The 18,001-nt window shown below is 27.9% G+C and carries 18 protein-coding genes and 1 pseudogene; 8 read left to right on the top strand and 11 right to left on the bottom strand.

The genetic code is table 11. The annotated features are described in order from the left end of the window. Window positions 1-265: 265 nt before the first annotated feature. The 11 genes and pseudogenes from ACTHUW_RS08585 to dnaA all read right to left on the bottom strand — a co-directional run bounded on the left by ACTHUW_RS08585 (window position 266) and on the right by dnaA (window position 11,075). Window positions 266-1,057 carry a SigB/SigF/SigG family RNA polymerase sigma factor gene (locus tag ACTHUW_RS08585; protein WP_442197506.1) on the bottom strand — a complete coding sequence of 264 codons (792 nt, stop codon included), beginning with the start codon at window positions 1,055-1,057 and terminating at the stop codon, window positions 266-268. A gap of 1 nt (window position 1,058) precedes the next feature. Next, window positions 1,059-1,505: an ATP-binding protein gene (locus tag ACTHUW_RS08580; RefSeq protein ID WP_442197505.1), complete on the bottom strand. Its 447-nt coding sequence runs from the start codon at window positions 1,503-1,505 to the stop codon at window positions 1,059-1,061. A 2-nt stretch (window positions 1,506-1,507) separates the two neighbouring features. Next, the gene (locus ACTHUW_RS08575; protein WP_442197504.1) at window positions 1,508-1,828 is read right to left on the bottom strand and encodes an STAS domain-containing protein; all 321 of its coding nucleotides are present in this window, start codon (window positions 1,826-1,828) and stop codon (window positions 1,508-1,510) included. Between the two features lie 111 nt (window positions 1,829-1,939). Next, a pseudogene (gyrA, locus tag ACTHUW_RS08570) lies at window positions 1,940-4,174 on the bottom strand (DNA gyrase subunit A); the annotation flags it as partial. Between the two features lie 228 nt (window positions 4,175-4,402). Then, on the bottom strand, window positions 4,403-4,666 hold the full coding sequence (locus ACTHUW_RS08565; RefSeq protein ID WP_442197503.1) for a DNA gyrase subunit A: 264 nt from the start codon (window positions 4,664-4,666) through the stop codon (window positions 4,403-4,405). A 28-nt stretch (window positions 4,667-4,694) separates the two neighbouring features. Continuing rightward, complete coding sequence (gene gyrB / locus ACTHUW_RS08560) at window positions 4,695-6,614, bottom strand: DNA topoisomerase (ATP-hydrolyzing) subunit B (RefSeq protein ID WP_442197502.1); 1,920 nt, start codon at window positions 6,612-6,614, stop codon at window positions 4,695-4,697. Window positions 6,615-6,636: 22 nt separating this feature from the next. Next, complete coding sequence (gene remB / locus ACTHUW_RS08555) at window positions 6,637-6,909, bottom strand: extracellular matrix regulator RemB (protein WP_442197501.1); 273 nt, start codon at window positions 6,907-6,909, stop codon at window positions 6,637-6,639. Between the two features lie 23 nt (window positions 6,910-6,932). Beyond that, window positions 6,933-8,045, bottom strand: a complete 1,113-nt coding sequence (gene recF / locus ACTHUW_RS08550; RefSeq protein WP_442197500.1) for a DNA replication/repair protein RecF — start codon at window positions 8,043-8,045, stop codon at window positions 6,933-6,935. Window positions 8,046-8,124: 79 nt separating this feature from the next. Then, entirely contained in the window at window positions 8,125-8,334 is a 210-nt protein-coding gene (gene yaaA, locus ACTHUW_RS08545; protein ID WP_442197499.1) for a S4 domain-containing protein YaaA, read from the bottom strand. A 58-nt stretch (window positions 8,335-8,392) separates the two neighbouring features. Next, window positions 8,393-9,496 carry a DNA polymerase III subunit beta gene (dnaN, locus tag ACTHUW_RS08540; protein WP_442197498.1) on the bottom strand — a complete coding sequence of 368 codons (1,104 nt, stop codon included), beginning with the start codon at window positions 9,494-9,496 and terminating at the stop codon, window positions 8,393-8,395. Window positions 9,497-9,725: 229 nt separating this feature from the next. Further along, window positions 9,726-11,075 (bottom strand): chromosomal replication initiator protein DnaA, encoded by a 1,350-nt coding sequence (gene dnaA, locus ACTHUW_RS08535; protein WP_442197497.1) that lies wholly within the window; start codon window positions 11,073-11,075, stop codon window positions 9,726-9,728. 586 nt (window positions 11,076-11,661) lie between these two features. Between dnaA and rpmH the strand changes: the two genes are divergently transcribed. The 8 genes from rpmH (at window position 11,662) to rsmG (ending at window position 17,894) form a co-directional block, all read left to right on the top strand. After that, window positions 11,662-11,796 carry a 50S ribosomal protein L34 gene (rpmH, locus tag ACTHUW_RS08530; RefSeq protein WP_442197496.1) on the top strand — a complete coding sequence of 45 codons (135 nt, stop codon included), beginning with the start codon at window positions 11,662-11,664 and terminating at the stop codon, window positions 11,794-11,796. Window positions 11,797-11,849: 53 nt separating this feature from the next. Continuing rightward, on the top strand, window positions 11,850-12,185 hold the full coding sequence (gene rnpA, locus ACTHUW_RS08525; RefSeq protein WP_442197495.1) for a ribonuclease P protein component: 336 nt from the start codon (window positions 11,850-11,852) through the stop codon (window positions 12,183-12,185). Between the two features lie 13 nt (window positions 12,186-12,198). After that, window positions 12,199-12,414 (top strand): membrane protein insertion efficiency factor YidD, encoded by a 216-nt coding sequence (gene yidD, locus ACTHUW_RS08520; protein WP_442197494.1) that lies wholly within the window; start codon window positions 12,199-12,201, stop codon window positions 12,412-12,414. A 69-nt stretch (window positions 12,415-12,483) separates the two neighbouring features. Next, on the top strand, window positions 12,484-13,161 hold the full coding sequence (locus ACTHUW_RS08515) for a YidC/Oxa1 family membrane protein insertase (RefSeq protein ID WP_442197493.1): 678 nt from the start codon (window positions 12,484-12,486) through the stop codon (window positions 13,159-13,161). Window position 13,162: 1 nt separating this feature from the next. Continuing rightward, window positions 13,163-13,789, top strand: a complete 627-nt coding sequence (gene jag / locus ACTHUW_RS08510) for an RNA-binding cell elongation regulator Jag/EloR (RefSeq protein ID WP_442197492.1) — start codon at window positions 13,163-13,165, stop codon at window positions 13,787-13,789. Window positions 13,790-13,880: 91 nt separating this feature from the next. Continuing rightward, window positions 13,881-15,266 carry a tRNA uridine-5-carboxymethylaminomethyl(34) synthesis GTPase MnmE gene (gene mnmE / locus ACTHUW_RS08505; RefSeq protein WP_442197491.1) on the top strand — a complete coding sequence of 462 codons (1,386 nt, stop codon included), beginning with the start codon at window positions 13,881-13,883 and terminating at the stop codon, window positions 15,264-15,266. Window positions 15,267-15,286: 20 nt separating this feature from the next. Then, on the top strand, window positions 15,287-17,185 hold the full coding sequence (mnmG, locus tag ACTHUW_RS08500; protein ID WP_442197507.1) for a tRNA uridine-5-carboxymethylaminomethyl(34) synthesis enzyme MnmG: 1,899 nt from the start codon (window positions 15,287-15,289) through the stop codon (window positions 17,183-17,185). After that, window positions 17,178-17,894 carry a 16S rRNA (guanine(527)-N(7))-methyltransferase RsmG gene (rsmG, locus tag ACTHUW_RS08495; RefSeq protein WP_442197490.1) on the top strand — a complete coding sequence of 239 codons (717 nt, stop codon included), beginning with the start codon at window positions 17,178-17,180 and terminating at the stop codon, window positions 17,892-17,894. The genes mnmG and rsmG overlap by 8 nt, the downstream gene beginning before the upstream one ends. Window positions 17,895-18,001 lie beyond the last annotated feature (107 nt).

The following is an 18,001-nucleotide window of genomic DNA, read 5'->3' as shown; positions in this document are numbered from 1 at the left end:
TTCAAAGACCAATTGTTCATCGCACTTGTTACCGGCGACTCTTACTACTATATCAGTTTTTTTGAAGCTTGTCAACCTTTTTTTGAAATTCTTTTTTTAAGATTCTTCGTTTACTCTCAGAATGACAAAAAGAAAAGTTGAATCGACAATATAAAGTTTTGATTGTCGTGTGCTTCCCTGACGACTTTTACTACTATAACAGAATAATATATACTTGTCAAATATAAAAATTAAAAAAGGGGAATTATAGTTAACCCCTATAGTTTTATTCTGAATATATTTTATTTAATTCTTTTCTAAATTTTTGAATTATCTTCTTTTCAAGTCTTGAAACTGTCATTTGACTCATACCTATTTCTTCAGCTATTGCTATTTGAGTTTTTCTATTAAAATATCTATCTTTTATTATTTTCTTTTCTATATCATTTAACTTTTCAATTGTATTTAATAAAAAGTCTCTATTTTCTATTAAAAGTAAATCCTTATCTTCTTCTCCTATTAATGCTGCTAAACTTACATCTTTATCTTCTCTATCTGAATCAAGAGAAGCATCTAGGGAATGTGGAGTATAAACTTTACTTGCTTCCATAGTTTCTAATATTTCTTCTTCTGTAGAATTTAAATATTCTGCAATATCAGCTACTGTAGGGGTTCTTTGAAGTTCTTGACTTAGTAGTAATTTAGCATTGTTAATTTTCTTGGATAATTCTTGTATCCTTCTTGGAACTCTTATAGACCAACCTTTATCTCTAAAATATTTTTTTATTTCTCCTATTATGGTTGGAGTAGCAAAACTTGAAAATTCATATCCTCTTTCTAAATCATATCTATCTATTGCATAAATTAACCCTAAACAAGCCACTTGATATATATCATCAAAATCTATGCCTCTATTAGCATATTTTTTTGATAATATTTCTGCTATATATATATGTCTGCTTATTAATTCATCTCTTATACCTTTATCATTGGTTTCAGCATATATTCTAAACAATTCTTTTGCATCTATTTCTTCATCCCCATTATATGTTTCTGTGGCAGAATTTTTATTAGACATATTAATCTACCCCTATCGTCTTCATCATACGAATAACTGTACCTTTACCTTCTGTGGTTTTGATTTTTACATCATCCATTAATGTTTTAATTATAAATAGACCTAAACCACCTTCTCTAAGATCTTCTGTATTAGGTTCTTTAATGCATATATTTGCTTTTTCTTTACCTGTATCCTTAATTTCTATTTCCATTTTATGATCATATGCAAAAAATTCTATATCGTATGTGTCATTTATATTTTTACAACCATGTCTTATTGCATTGGTACATGCTTCTCCTATTGCAACTTTAATATCTTCTATTTCATCAATATTAAATCCTATTCTATTTGCAATTGCAGATGCAGTAAGTCTTATCAAACTTACATATTCAGCTTTATTAGGCATACTTAATTTTATATGGTCTACATTTTCTTTATCTTTTGTATGAAATCTTAAATCTTCCACTCTTACACCCCCTTAACTACGAAAACTTTATTTAAGCCAGTTATTTCAAATAATTTGACTATATTAGGGCGTAAATTGATTATTATTATATTTTTATCTGTTTCTTTTAATTTTTTTAGACCACTTATTAAAACACCAAGTCCTGTAGAATCTATATACTCTAAATCTTCTCCATCTATTATTATGTCACTTTCTTTAGATTCTATAACCTCTAATAATATTTCTTTAAATTTAGGAGCTGTATATATATCTATCTCACCTTTTGGTTTTAATATCCATGTTTTTTTTTCATCATTATATTTTTTGTCTACGTTTAACGCCATGCTAACTCCTCCTCCAATATTTTTATCCTCTACTCCCATTATAAAAAGGATAAAGCGAATTTTCAACTCGCCTTACCCTTTTACCCTGTTTTTTAAAATTTAAACTTTAATTTAAGATTCTTCTGTTTCTTCTATTTTTTCCATTTCTTCTTCATTCATTACCTTGGCTATAGATACGACTCTATCGTCTTTACCAACCTTCATTATTTTAACTCCTTGGGTAGTTCTTCCCATTTGAGATATTCCTGCTATGTTAAGTCTAATTATTATACCTAAATAGCTTATTATCATTATCTCATCTTCTTTATTTACTACTCTAGCACCTATTAAATCACCAGTGTGAGCTTTTATATTATAAGTCTTTATACCTTTACCGCCTCTAGTTTGAGTTCTATATTCATCTAAATTTGTTCTTTTACCAAATCCTTGTTCACTTATTACAAGTAAATCTGTTCCTTCTTCTACAAGATTCATAGATATAACTTTATCTGATCTATTTAAATTTATAGCTTTAACTCCCATAGCACCTCTTCCCATATCACGTACATCTTTTTCATTAAATCTTATAGACATACCAAATATAGTAGTAACTATTATATCACTTTCTCCATTAGTCTTTTTAACTGATATAAGTTCATCACCATCTTTTAGGTTTATTGCTATGAGTCCACTTTTTCTTATAGATTCAAATTGAGTTATATTAGTCTTTTTAACTAAACCTTTTTGTGTAGAGAATATAAGATAATTTTCCTCTTTAAATTCTTTTATTGGAATTATAGCTTTTATAGTTTCTCCTGCTTCTAACTGAAGAAGGTTTACCACAGCAGTTCCTTTAGCTTGTCTTTTTGCTTCTGGAATTTGAAAAGCTTTTAAAGTGTATACTTTCCCCTTACTTGTAAAGAATAAAAGATTGTCATGGGTAGATGTTATTATCATATCTTCTACAAAATCTTCATCACGTGTGGTAAGTCCTGTAACTCCTCTTCCACCTCTATGTTGAATTTTATATGTGTCTTCTGGTAATCTTTTAATATATCCAAAATGAGTGAGTGTTATTACTATGTTTTCTTCTTCTATCATATCTGCAATATTAATTTCATCAACAGAATTTACAATCTCTGTTCTTCTTTCATCACCATATTTATCTCTTATTTCTATTATTTCATCTTTTACTATTTTATATATTAATCTTTCATTTGCTAGAATTTCAGTCAATCTATTTATTTCTTTTATTAAAGCACTATATTCTTCATCTATTTTATCGCGTTCAAGTCCTGTAAGCTTTTGAAGTCTCATATCTAATATAGCTTGAGCTTGAATTTCAGATAAACCAAACTTGCTTATTAATCCTTCTTTTGCTTCAGGTCCGTTTTTACTTGCTCTTATTAATTTTATTACTTCATCAATATGGTCAAGTGCTATTTTAATTCCTTCTAAAATATGTGCACGTGCTTGTGCTTTATCTAATTCATATTGAGTTCTTCTAGTTATAACTTCTCTTTGATGTTCTAAATAATGTTCTAATATTTCTTTTAAAGTAAGAACTTTAGGTTCATTATTTACTAGTGCTATCATTATTAAACTATAAGTATCTTGCATTTGAGTATGTTTATAGAGATTGTTTAATACAATATTTGGATTTGCATCTCTTTTTAACTCTATTACAATCCTCATACCATTTCTATCTGACTCATCTCTTAAATCTGATATGCCTTCAAGCTTTTTATCTCTTACTAAATGAGCTATCTTTTCTATTAATCTTGCCTTATTTACTTGATAAGGTATTTCTGTTACAAGTATTCTATTCTTATTATTTTTCATTGGTTCTATGGTAGTTTTAGCACGTACTTTCACTTTACCTCTACCGGTTCTATATGCTTCTTTTATTGCTTCCTTTCCTGTAATTGTTGCTCCTGTAGGAAAATCAGGTCCTTTTATTTTAGTCATTAAATCTTTAAGTTCTGCTTCAGGATTATCAATTAGCATCACTACTGCATCAATAACCTCATTTAAATTATGTGGAGGTATACTTGTTGCCATACCTACAGCTATACCATTTGTACCATTTACTAGTAAATTAGGAAATCTACTTGGAAGTACTATTGGTTCTTCTAATTCCTCGTCAAAGTTAGGTTTATAGTCAATTGTATTTTTTCCTATATCCCTAAGCATTTCATTTGTAATCTTGCTCATTTTAGCTTCAGTGTAACGCATTGCAGCCGCGCCATCTCCATCCACCGATCCAAAATTACCATGTCCATCTACAAGTGGATATCTTGTAGAGAAATTTTGAGCAAGTCTTACCATTGCATAATATACAGCACTATCTCCATGTGGGTGGTATTTCAGTTTTGTTATCTTATAGGCTTTTTATCCTATAATTCTATAGCTTTTTTTTGCTATAGCTCAGCATATATTTTAATCTCATTTTCATACTACAAAGTTGCGGACACTCGTGGGAATATTATTGCTTCCTTCTGATGCTCAATTCCTATGCGTTACGGTTCTAGGTGGTATTCCTAGTTACCTCGGTATTCCCATTTCAGGGTTCACCGATTTTGCCCACTTATAATCCTATTTCTTCTGTAGTGTTGAAATAGGACGGCAAATTTTACCCAATACGTCTCCCACTATACGTGCTGATTTTTTATGAGGTTTCTCTGGTACTAAACCAAGTCCATTCATAGAATAAATTATTCTTCTATGAACTGGTTTTAGACCATCACGTACATCAGGTAATGCACGTGATACTATAACACTCATAGCATAATCAAGATATGATGTTTTCATTTCTTGTTCAATATCAATTGGTACAATATTTTTATTCTCTTCAACCATTTATAATATTCCTCCTTTTAAACAATAATTAAATATCTAAATTCTTAACTTTTCTTGCATTTTCTTCTATAAACTCTCTTCTAGGTTGTACCTTATCTCCCATAAGAGTTGTAAATATCTCATCTGCTGCTACAGCATCGTCTATAGTTACTTGAAGCAATATTCTTTTTTCTGGATCCATTGTTGTATCCCATAATTGTTCTGGATCCATCTCACCAAGTCCTTTGTATCTTGAAATTGATGGTTTTATTTTTATATCCTTAAGATCTTGTCTTAATATTTTATCTAATTCCTCATCTGTATAAGCATAGTATTCTTGTTTTCCTGCTTTAACCTTATATAAAGGTGGTTGTGCTATATATATAAATCCATTTTCTATTAGTGGCTTCATATATCTGTATAAAAATGTCAATATCAATGTTCTAATGTGAGCACCATCTACATCGGCATCGGTCATTATAACTATTTTATGGTATCTTAAATTTGATATATCAAAATCTTCACCAATACTAGCACCAAATGCAGTAATCATAGCTTTAATTTCAGCAAAATTTAATATTTTATCAAGTCTTGCTTTTTCTACATTCATTATTTTACCTTTTAATGGAAGTATTGCTTGTGTTCTTCTATCTCTTCCCTGCTTTGCAGAACCTCCAGCAGAATCTCCCTCGACTATAAAAATTTCTGAAAGAGATGCATCTTTTTCAGAGCAATCAGCAAGTTTTCCAGGTAAAGCAGAACTTTCTAACACACTTTTTCTACGGGTAAGATCACGTGCTTTTCTTGCAGCTTCACGAGCACGTGAGGCACTAAGTGATTTTCCTACTATTATTTTAGCTTCTTTTGGATTTTCTTCTAAGAAATTATCCATAGCAGTACTTACAATATTATCAACTATACCTCTCATTTCACTGTTACCAAGTTTTGTTTTGGTTTGACCTTCAAATTGTGGATCTGAAAGTTTTACTGATAACACTGTGGTAATACCTTCTCTTATATCTTCACCACTTAAATTATTATCTTTTTCTTTTAATATATTATTTCGTCTAGCATAATCATTTACTGTTCTTGTAAGTGCAGATTTAAGACCACTTAAATGTGTTCCACCTTCTTGTGTGTTTATATTATTTGCAAATGCAAATATATTTTCACTATAGCTATCTGTGTATTGAATAGCTATTTCTACAGTAGAACCTTCTTTTTCTCCCTCATAATATATTTCTTTATTATGAATAGGATTCCTATTTCTATTTAAATGTTTTACAAATGCTCTTATTCCACCTTCGTAATGAAATTCTTTCTTTTTATCATTTATCTTATCTTCAATGGTTATAGATATACCTTTATTTAAAAAAGCCATTTCCATTAATCTATATTCTAAAGTCTCATATTTAAAATCTATTTCTTCAAATATTTCACTATCAGGCATGAATGTAATACTAGTTCCTGTTCCTTTAGCCTTATCAATAATTTTTAAATCAGATACTGGTACACCTCTTTTAAATTCTTGAAAGTATAAATTACCATTTCTTTTTACCTCTACTTTTAAATACTCTGATAATGCATTAACTACAGATACCCCAACACCATGTAGACCTCCTGATACCTTATATGCACCATTATCAAATTTACCTCCGGCATGTAATACAGTTAAAACAGTTTCAACTGTTGATTTTCCTGTTTTAGGATGAATATCTACTGGTATACCACTACCATTATCACTGACTGTAACTGATCCATTAGCATTTAATATAACTTCTATAGTATCACATACTCCAGCTAAGGCCTCATCTATACTATTATCTACTACTTCATATACTAGGTGATGTAAACCTTTAGGTCCTGTGCTGCCTATATACATCCCTGGTCTTTTTCTAACTGGATCTAATCCTTCTAGCACTTGAATTTGTTCAGCACCATAACTTCTGTCATTCTTATTTACCGCCATTTATTTTCCTCCGTTCTTTAGTTTATTCACTTCTTTTATAAAGCGTAGTTGATTTTATGTTTGTACAATAGACTATACTCTGAGTCGCATTTTTAATATTTCCTTTAGTTTTTATACTTTTTTCAGTTATAACAAAAGTTTTTATCTTTTTATCTGATATATTTACTAAAAAACCTTCTTCTTTACATACTCTGATAAAGTTTCTAGTATCTTTTGAAATCATTGAATCAACATCTATTATACTGATAATTTCTGATGAAGGTATTACATAATCTCCTCCAATATGAACATACATAAAATCATCCTTTCTATAAAAACTTACTTACTATATAAAATATCTCCATCCTTAATATAATAAGTTTTTTTATTTATTTTGTCCACTTCAAGATCATTTATATCATCATTAGTTGTTATTATGGTTTGAAGTTTACTAAATCTTGATACAAGATATTTACGCCTATTTTTATCTAATTCAGAAAAAACATCATCTAATAATAATATTGGATTTTCATCTGTTTCATCCTTTATCAGTTCAACTTCTGCTAATTTAAGAGATAATACTGTAGTTCTTTTTTGTCCTTGAGATCCAAAGATTCTTACATCTTTATCATTTATTTTAATTTCAATATCATCTTTATGAGGACCTAGCGATGTGCTACCTTTTTCTATATCACTATCTTCATTTTTAATTAATAATTCTTCAAAATTTTTCATTATGATTTTCTTATCTAATTCATTAATGTCAAAAGTAGGCTGGTATGATAAATCTAATTTTTCAACTCCATTTGTCACACTTTTATGGATTTCTTGAGCAATAGGTATTAGTCTATCTATAAATGATTTTCTAAATATAATTATACGACTACCTAATTCTATCAACTGCTTATTCCAAACAAATAACATCTTTCTTTTTTTCTTATCATATGGTATTACCTTTAATAAATTATTTCTTTGAGTTAAAACTCTATTATAGTCATTTAATATACTTTTATAAAGAGGTTTCATTTGAGTAATTTCTTGATCTAGGAAGTTTCTTCTATAAGAAGGACCTTCTTTTACAATTTTTAAATCCTCTGGAGAAAATATAACAGCTTTTAATATTCCTAATATGTCTGATATTTTATCTTGTTCTACACCATTAATTTTAACTCTTTTAGGACTATTATTATCTAACTTTATTTCTATTTTTTTTTCACTATCTTCTCTAATAAGTTCTACTGCTATATATGCTTCATTTTTATCAATATTTATAAGTTCCTTATCTCTATTAGTTCTAAAAGATTTTCCACTAGAGGCTATAAATAGAGATTCTAATAAATTTGTCTTACCTTCACCATTTTCACCTAAAAAAATATTAACATTTGGATTTAAAAATACTTTTATTCCATTGTAATTTCTAAAATTAATTAATTTTATACTTTTTACGTGCATAATAGCCCATCCTTTATTATATCACTTATTTCACAAAACACAAACATTAGTTCCTTTATATGAATCAAAGCTCTAATTATTACTTTATAACTATTTTTTCTTCTTCTTCTATTTCTATAATATCATTCTTTCTGATTTTCTTACCCCTCATAGTACATTCTTCTCCATTTACCTTTACTTTTCCTTCTTTTATCAAAAATTTACTATGTCCTCCTGTTTGAGTTATTTCAGCATATTTAAGTAATTGATCTAATTTTATATATTCTGTATCTATTTTTATTTCTTTCATTTTCAAACTCCTTTCTAAAATTTAATAGGCACCTATCTAGGTGCCTATATTAAATACTTTAATTAACTTCTGCAAGTCTTACAGGTAATACTAAATAGGTATAATTTTCATCTTCTACTGGTTTTATTATACATGGATTTACATTGGATATAAAATTCATATTTATTATATCACTATCTATAACTTTTAAGCCATCTAAAATATATTTTGAATTAAAAGCTATTGTTATATCTTCTCCTTCTAATTCAATAGCTAATTCTTCATGTACATCCCCTATTTCTGAATTAGATGTAATAGTCATACATTTATCTTTTATTTCAAATTTAACTAAATTATTTCTACCTTCACGTGCTAAAAGTGATGCTCTTTCTATACTTTGCTTTATATCATTAGTTTTCACAGATACCTTTGAAGTATATTCTTCTCTTATTATATCTCTATAATTTAAGAATTGTCCTTCTAGTAATCTTGAATTAATAACAGTATCACCTAAATCAAATAATATATGATTTTTTGTGAACTTTATATTCACATTATCTTCTTCTTCATCTAGTATCCTATTTACTTCATTTAAAGTTTTTGCAGGTATTACTACTTTTATATCTTCATATTCTGCTTTAGATTTTTTAAGTGCCAGTCTATATCCATCTAATGCAACTAATGCTAAATTATTATTTTCAATTTCAAGTAATGCTCCTGTTAGTATTGGTCTTGTTTCTTCTGTTGCTGTAGCAAATACTGTTTGTCTTATCATATTTTTTAGCATATCTTTAGGTAGCGAAAATGAATTTTCTTCATCAATATAAGGTAATTCAGGATATTCTTCTGCAGAATGTCCTTGTATATTAAATTCTGAATTACTACAGATAATATGTATATTATAATTTTCATCTGTAGATATAGTTACTTCATCATTAGGTAATTTTCTTATTATATCACCAAAAATTCTAGATGTTATTACTATCTTACCTTCTTCAATTACTTCACAATCTAATTTTGTTTCAACACCTAATTCTAAATCAGTTCCTGTTAATCTTAAAGTATCATCATAAGCTTCTACTAAGATACCACTTAATATAGGTAAAGTTGTTTTTGATGATATACCTTTTTGTACTGTAGAAATATATTTTGATAGCGTGTTTTGTTTAGTTTTAATTTTCAATTGTGGATAACCTCCCTTTAATTAATGAGTAGAATAAATAAACTTAATCTAGTAGTATTAGTAATAGGGGCTGTGAATTTGTGGATAACCTATTGTAATGCATAGAAATCATATTACATGCCTGTTTATAGAATGTTATCAACATGTATCTATTTATCCACATATTCACTTTAAAAAATCAAATAAAAAGATATCAACAATCCTATAACATATTATGAACAGGCAATTGTTAATTATCTTTGACTTCTTTTTCTAATTGTTCTATAGTAGTTTTTATTTCATTATCCTTCTCTATACTATTAGATATTTTATCATAAGCATGTATAACTGTAGTATGATCACGACCTCCAAATTCATCTCCTATTTTAGGTAGAGATAGATCTGTGAGTTCACGAGTTAAATACATTGCTATTTGTCTAGGATGAGATATTGAACGTGCTCTTTTTTTGGAATTGAAATCTTCAAGTTTAACATTAAAATATTTTGCTACAATTCTTTTTATTCTATTTACATCAATTTTTTCATGCTTATTACCTGAAATAATATCCTTTAAAGCTTCATTTGCAAGTTCTATGGTTATTTCTTTATTTGTAAGAGAAGAATAGGCTATTATCCTAATTAGTGCTCCTTCAAGTTCTCTTATATTGGATCTTATTTTATCTGCAATAAATAAAAACACTTCATTATCTATGTGCAAATTTTCTATATTAGCTTTCTTTTTAAGTATTGCAATTCTGGTTTCTAAATCAGGTTGTTGTATATCTGCTATAAGACCCCATTCAAATCTAGATCTTAATCTATCTTCAAGTGTTGGTATCTCTTTTGGTGGCCTATCACTTGAAATAATAATCTGTTTATTTGCTTCCTGAAGTGCATTAAATGTATGGAAAAATTCTTCCTGAGTTCTTTCTTTTCCTGCAATAAACTGGATATCATCTATTAGTAAAACATCTACATGTCTATATTTATTTCTAAACTCAACATTTTTATCATCTCTTATAGAATTTATAAGTTCATTTGTAAATTTTTCTGACGAAAGATATGCTACATTTGCATTAGGATTTTGATCTAAAATATAATGGCCTATTGCATTCATAAGGTGAGTCTTACCAAGACCTACTCCTCCATAAATAAATAATGGATTATATGCCTTAGCTGGAGCTTCTGCTACAGCAAGAGATGCAGCATGAGCAAATCGGTTACTATTACCTATTACAAATTGATCAAAAGTATATTTTGGTCTTAATTGAGATTTTAATGGAACTTCAACAGTTTTCTCCTTATATCTAGATGGATTTATAGGTTGTCCTTTATCTATATTTAATTCTTCTCCAAGTAAAACAAAATTAATTTCATAATTAGTATTTGCCACTTGATTCATTGCATTTTTGATAAGAGATAGATACCTATCTTCAATTATAGACTTTGTAAATTCATTTGGTGAAGCTAGAGTTATAATATTATTATCTAAAGATATAGGTTTTGTATTTTTAAACCAGGTATTAAAACTTACTTCAGTAACTTCAGTTTTGATTATTTTAAGTGTTTTAAGCCATAAATCATCTAAATTATCTGACATTATTTGTCCTCCTATTTATTAATTTAATATCATAAATAAATTTTATTGATATTAATATAAACATAGTTATCCACAAAAAATATATCTTTGAATTAAAAATATATTTAAATATAATAAACAATTGAAGTTAATTATTATGTGGATAGTTTGTTAATAGTGATAAAAATGTATAAATATAATATAAAAATTGATATTATCAACAAGTTTGTATATTATATGATTGTTGACTAAAAAAAGAGTAATATTCAATATTTAAGCTATATAAAAAAAGCAAAATCCACAGATAATTTAAGTTATACACATTTTAATCCACAAGGTGTGCATAACTGTTAATATTCTCGATTAATTAATCCACAGTTTTATTAATAATATCAAAAAAACAATAAACAATCAACAAATTTAAGAGATATCCACAAAAATAACAAGCTGTTAATAAAAATATCAACAAGATAAAAATATTAGAGATAACTTGACATACCCTAACAAAATAGCTATAATCAATAAGTAGTGCTTAAATTAAAAATCTTGAAGTTACCATTAAATATATTATATTTTTGAGGTAGCAAATTTAAAGGGGGTGGATTTGATGAAGAGAACATACCAACCTAAAAAGAGACAAAGAAGTAGAGAACATGGTTTTAGAAAAAGAATGAAAAACAAATCTGGAAGAAATATCTTACAAAAACGTAGAAAAAAAGGCAGAAAAAGATTGTCAGCTTAAGGCCGCATTTAGTGGCCTTTTTATTCAATCTAATATTAATAGAGGAGTTTTAGATGAATAAATATGAAAGCCTCAAAAATAATAGAGAGTTTAGAAAAGTTTATGATAATGGAAAATCTCTTTCTAATAAATTTTTAGTAATATTTTATATTAAAAATGGACGTTCCTTTAATAGGGTAGGTTTTTCTACCACTAAAAAATTAGGAAATGCTATAATTCGTAATAGAGTAAAAAGACTTATAAAGGAAGCTTTTAGATTAAATAGTAAAGATATGAAAGATGGTTATGATATTATTTTCTTAGCTAGAATACATTCTACTGCTGCAAATTATAGGGATATAGAAAAGTCTGTTTTAAATTTATTAAAAAGAACAAAATTAAAAATTTGAAAGGCTGTTTAAAGTGAAGTGTATAATAAAAAAAATTATAAGACTTTATCAGAGATACATTTCGCCACTTAAAGGAAGAAACTGCAGGTTTTATCCTACTTGTTCTGAATACAGTTTTCAAGCTATAGATAAATTTGGTTTTATTAAAGGAAGTATGAAATCAATATGGAGAATTTTAAGGTGTAATCCTTTTAGTGCTGGAGGATATGATCCAATAGAAAAAAAATAACTGTACCGTAAATTTTAAGGGGGTTTAAATTAAATTATGAGATTCCTAGCTGGTCCCTTGGGGAAATTAGTGGATTTTATTTATAATTTAGTTGCAAAAGCTAATCTAGATTTTGAAGGATTTTCTGCTTATGCAATAGCTATTATAATTGCTACTATAATAATTAAACTTATTATATTGCCTTTAACACTAAAGCAGACAAAATCAATGAAGAATATGCAAAAAGTTCAACCAAAAATGGCTGAATTACAAAAGAAATATAAGAATGATAAAGAAACATTAAATATGAAAACAATGGAATTATATAAAGAATATAAGGTTAATCCTTTTGGAGGATGTTTACCCCTACTTATACAATTTCCAATAATTATAGGATTTTTTGCGGTTTTAAGAGAACCTGTAAAATATGTATTTGAATCCGAAGCTGCATATGATGCAATAAATAAGAGTTTTTTATGGATAGATAATTTAAAGGATACAGATTTATGGATATTACCAATAATAGCAGCTATAACTACTTATTTCCAAAGTAAAATGATGATGGCAAAACAACCTAGCGGTGGAAATGATGCAGCTCAATCATCTCAAAAGATGATGACAACTATGATGCCTATTATGATATTATTTTTTGCAAGGTCAGTTCCAGCAGGACTTGCATTATACTGGGTAATAAGTAATACTTTCCAGATAGTTCAGCAATTTATTATAAACAGAAATGCAGGAGAACTTAAGGAGGATATAAAATAATATGAAATCAGTTGTTATTTCTTCAAAAACTGTTCAAAATGGTATTGAACAAGCTTTAAAAGAATTAAATGTAAGTAGAGATGAAGTAGATATAGAAATATTAGAAGAACCTAATAAAGGATTTTTAGGATTCATAGGATCAAAGGATGCAAAACTTAAAGTTACAGTAAAAAATGATCCTAAAAAACAAGCAGAGAACTTTTTAAACTCACTACTTAATAAAATGGAAATAAATGCTCAAACAAAAACTTCTTTAATTGGTGATATTTTAGAAATAGAATTAATTGGAGAAAATGCTAGTGACATGGGAGCAATTATTGGAAAAAGAGGTAATACTCTAGATTCTATACAATATATAATAAGTTTAATTGTAAATAAAAATAGTGATAAATATATAAAAGTTTTATTAGATACAGAAAATTACAGAGAAAAAAGAGAAGATACTTTAATAAGGCTTGCAAAAAAAATGGCAGGAAAAGCTAAGAGAACTAGAAAAAAAATAAGACTTGAATCTATGAATCCATATGAGAGAAGAATCATACATTCAGCACTTCAATCAGATCCTTATATAAAGACATTTAGTGAAGGTGAAGATCCAAATAGAAGAGTAGTAATAGATATAAAATAAATAATATAAACCCAGTTTAATTACTGGGTTTATATTATTTATTTAGTTAATGAGGTATAATAATATTAGACCAAAATAAGAGGTGAATAAATTGGATATAGATACAATAGCTGCTATAGCTACTGCACCAGGTGAAGCTGGGATTGGTATAGTTCGTTTAAGTGGAAAAAATGCAGTAGATATTGCTGATAAAATATTTAAAGCAAAGAATGATATATCGTTAAAGTTAAGTGAAAGTAGAAAATTACATTATGGACATATAATAGATCCAAATAATGATAAAATAATAGATGAAGTATTAGTTGTTTATATGAAATCTCCACATACTTATACTACAGAAGATGTAGTTGAGATTAATTGTCATGGAGGTATTATATCAGTTAGAAGAATACTTGAAATAGTACTTGAAAATGGAGCTAGAATTGCAGATGCTGGAGAATTTACAAAAAGAGCATTTATGAATGGAAGAATAGATTTAACTCAAGCTGAAGCAGTAATGGATTTAATAAGTGCAAAAACGGATTCAAGCTTTGATGTGTCATTAAATCAATTAGAAGGTGCCTTATCATCTGAAGTTAGAATCTTAAGTGAATCAGTATTAAAAATGCTTGCTCAAATTGAAGCTACAATTGATTTTCCAGATGAAGATGATGTTGAAGAAATTGCATATGAAAAGATGAAAAATGAAGGTGAATTTATATTAGAAAAGATAAATAAATTGATTTCTACGTCTTATTCTGGGAAAATATTAAAAGAAGGACTTAAGACTATAATACTTGGAAAACCTAATGTAGGTAAATCTTCTTTAATGAATGCTATATTAAGAGAAAATAGAGCAATAGTTACAGAAGTACCAGGAACTACTCGTGATATAATAGAAGAATATGTAAATATAAATGGAATTCCTTTAATAATAGTAGATACTGCAGGGATTAGAGAAACTGAGGATATAGTAGAAAAGATAGGAGTAGATAGGGCAAAAGAACTAATAGATAAAGGTGATTTAGCTATTGTAGTATTTGATGCTTCTGAGAAATTAACTAGAGAAGATGAAAATATAATTGAGCTCATAAAGTATAAAAAATCTATAATCCTATTAAACAAAACAGATTTAGAAGTTAAAACAGATATTGATACTCTAAGAAAATATCTTCCAAATAAAACTATCTTAAACACTTCTATTTTAAAGGGTAGTGGTTTATCACAAATTGAAGAAACTATAAAAGATATGTTTTTTAAAGGTGATATAAAAATTAATGACAGTATTATAATAAACAATGTAAGGCATAAAGATTTACTTTTAAAGTCTAAGAAAAATATAGAAGAAGCCTTAGAATCAATAAAAATTAATATGCCTATTGATTGCATAGAAGTTGATGTGAAAGAATGTTATGATAATTTAGGTGAAATAAACGGAGATACAGTAGGCGAAGATATTATAGATAGGATATTTAGTGACTTCTGTATCGGAAAATAAGGAGTGAAAAAATGAATTCTATTAAATATGAAGCAGGGTCTTATGATGTTATAGTTGTAGGTGCAGGACATGCCGGAGTAGAAGCAGCCCTTGCACCAGCTAGAATGGGACTTAAAACATTGATTATTACTATGACACTTGATTCAATTGCACTTATGCCTTGTAATCCATCAATTGGTGGTACTGGAAAAGGACATTTAGTAAGAGAAATAGATGCATTAGGTGGAGAAATGGGAATTAATATAGATAAGGCATTTATTCAATCAAAAATGCTTAATACTTCAAAAGGCCCAGCAGTACATTCACTTAGAACTCAAGCAGATAAAAGAATATACCATACAGAAATGAAAAAAATAATAGAAAGTCAAGACAATCTTGATTTAAAACAAGCTGAGGTAATAGATTTACTTGTAGAAGACTCTAAGGTTAAGGGTGTAATTACAAGAACTGGTGCATATTATCAAGCAAAAACTGTAATACTTTCTACAGGAACTTATTTAAGGGGTAGAATATATATCGGAGAAATAAACTATTCAGGAGGACCAGATGGACTTGCTCCTTCAAATATGCTTGCAGAACCTTTAAAGGATTTAAATATAGATCTTAGAAGATTTAAAACAGGTACTCCTGCAAGAATTCATAGAGATAGCATAGATTTTAGTAAGATGCTTACTCAACCAGGAGATGAAAACATAGTACCTTTTTCATTCATGAATGATCATATAGAGAGAAAACAAGAATCATGCTATTTAGCATATACAAACTTAGAAACTCATCAAATAATTACTGATAATCTTGATAAATCCCCAATGTATACTGGTAAAATGGAAGGTAAGGGTCCTAGATATTGTCCAACGATTGAAGATAAGGTTGTAAGATTTTCTGATAAGGAAAAACACCAGATATTTATAGAACCTGAAGGATTAGATACAAAAGAGATGTATGTTCAAGGTATGAGTACAACACTTCCAGCAGATGTACAAGAAAATGTATTAAGATCTGTAAGTGGACTTGAAAATGTGAAGGTAATGAGAGAAGCTTATGCAATTGAATATGATTCTATTGATCCTACAAAGCTTAAAAGAACTTTAGAGTATAAGGATATAGAAAATTTATATTTCGCAGGACAGATAAATGGATCATCTGGATATGAAGAAGCAGCAAGTCAAGGACTTATTGCAGGAATAAATGCTAGCCTTAAAATAAAAGGTAATGAAGAATTTATATTAGATAGATCACAAGCTTATATTGGTGTATTAATAGATGATTTAGTTACAAAAGGAACCAATGAACCATATAGAATGATGACAGCAAGAGCAGAATATAGACTTACTTTAAGACAAGACAATGCAGATTTAAGATTAACAGAAAAAAGTTATGATATAGGTCTTGCAACAGAGGAAAGATACAAAAAAATGAAAGAAAAAGAAAGACTTATGAACTGTGAATTAGAAAGACTTAAAAAGATTCAAATAACCCCTACAGATAAAACTAATAATTTCTTAGAAAGTTTGGCTAGTGTGCATCTTAAGTCGCCTACATCCTTATATGATTTAATAAAGAGACCTGAAATTAAGTATGAAGAAACTGTTGATTTAGATGAAAACAGAGCTGATTTACCAAGAGAGGTAAAAACACAAGTTCAAATTATGATTAAATATGAAGGATATATTAAGAAACAAATGAAGCAAATAGAACAATTTAAAAAGCTAGAAAACAAAAAAATACCTGAAGGTATTAAATATAATGATATAAAAGGGCTTAGACTGGAAGCAAGACAAAAACTTGAAGATATAAAGCCAGACTCTGTAGGTCAAGCATCTAGAATATCAGGAGTATCACCAGCAGATATAAATGTGTTATTGGTTTATTTAGAGCAAAAAAGAAGACAAAAAAAAGAGAGTGATAAAATTGAGTAATATAGATACTTTAATAGAGGGCTTACCTGAATTAAATATAAGTCTAGAGCCTAAAGAAATAGATGAATTTAGGCTCTATAAAGACTTACTTAAAGAATGGAATGAGAAGATAAATATTACAGCAATAAAAGAAGATAGTGAAATAGATATAAAACATTTTTTAGATAGTCTAACTATATTTAATACAGATAAAATAAAAGATAATATTAAAATAATAGATATAGGAACAGGAGGAGGATTTCCTGGAATACCTATTAAAATAAAAAACAAAACTACACAAGTAGTTTTATTAGATAGTTTAAATAAAAGAATAAAATTTTTAAAGGAAGTTATAGATAAGCTTAATTTAAAAGACATAAAAGCAATCCATGGTAGAGCAGAAGAATTTGGCTCTGACAAAGAATATAGGGAACAATTTGATATAGCAGTATCTAGAGCAGTTGCACCTTTAAATATACTACTTGAATATTCTTTACCATTTGTAAGAAAAGGTGGATACTTTATATCTATGAAAGGTCCTCAAATATATGATGAAATAGAAGATGCTAAAAAAGCTCTAAAAATTCTTGGTGGAGAAATAGAAGAAAAATTTGAGGTTAAATTACCCTTTAGTGACATCACTCATGTTTTAGTAGTTATAAAGAAAATAAAACAAACCCCGACAAAATATCCTAGAAAAGCTGGTAAACCAAAACAAACACCGCTATAAATTGTAAAAAGATGTTGGTTTTTAGAATACGAAAGTTTAAATATCTTATATAAAAAAGAAGGAATTTAAAGATTTTTAGAGAAATAAATAGTATAATAGTTTATAAG

Source organism: Senegalia sp. (in: firmicutes) (genome assembly GCF_052088025.1).
In the GTDB taxonomy this organism is placed as follows: domain Bacteria; phylum Bacillota; class Clostridia; order Tissierellales; family SIT17; genus Anaeromonas.
This window is presented reverse-complemented; position numbering and strand designations above follow the sequence as displayed.

Coding starts and splice junctions, on each gene's coding strand:
- ACTHUW_RS08585 (WP_442197506.1), bottom strand. CDS start 1,057: ATGTCTAATAAAAATTCTGCCACAGAAACATATAATGGGGATGAAGAA.
- rnpA (WP_442197495.1), top strand. CDS start 11,850: ATGAATAAATATGAAAGCCTCAAAAATAATAGAGAGTTTAGAAAAGTT.
- recF (WP_442197500.1), bottom strand. CDS start 8,045: ATGCACGTAAAAAGTATAAAATTAATTAATTTTAGAAATTACAATGGA.
- ACTHUW_RS08565 (WP_442197503.1), bottom strand. CDS start 4,666: ATGGTTGAAGAGAATAAAAATATTGTACCAATTGATATTGAACAAGAA.
- remB (WP_442197501.1), bottom strand. CDS start 6,909: ATGTATGTTCATATTGGAGGAGATTATGTAATACCTTCATCAGAAATT.
- gyrB (WP_442197502.1), bottom strand. CDS start 6,614: ATGGCGGTAAATAAGAATGACAGAAGTTATGGTGCTGAACAAATTCAA.
- jag (WP_442197492.1), top strand. CDS start 13,163: ATGAAATCAGTTGTTATTTCTTCAAAAACTGTTCAAAATGGTATTGAA.
- yaaA (WP_442197499.1), bottom strand. CDS start 8,334: ATGAAAGAAATAAAAATAGATACAGAATATATAAAATTAGATCAATTA.
- dnaA (WP_442197497.1), bottom strand. CDS start 11,075: ATGTCAGATAATTTAGATGATTTATGGCTTAAAACACTTAAAATAATC.
- ACTHUW_RS08575 (WP_442197504.1), bottom strand. CDS start 1,828: ATGGCGTTAAACGTAGACAAAAAATATAATGATGAAAAAAAAACATGG.
- rpmH (WP_442197496.1), top strand. CDS start 11,662: ATGAAGAGAACATACCAACCTAAAAAGAGACAAAGAAGTAGAGAACAT.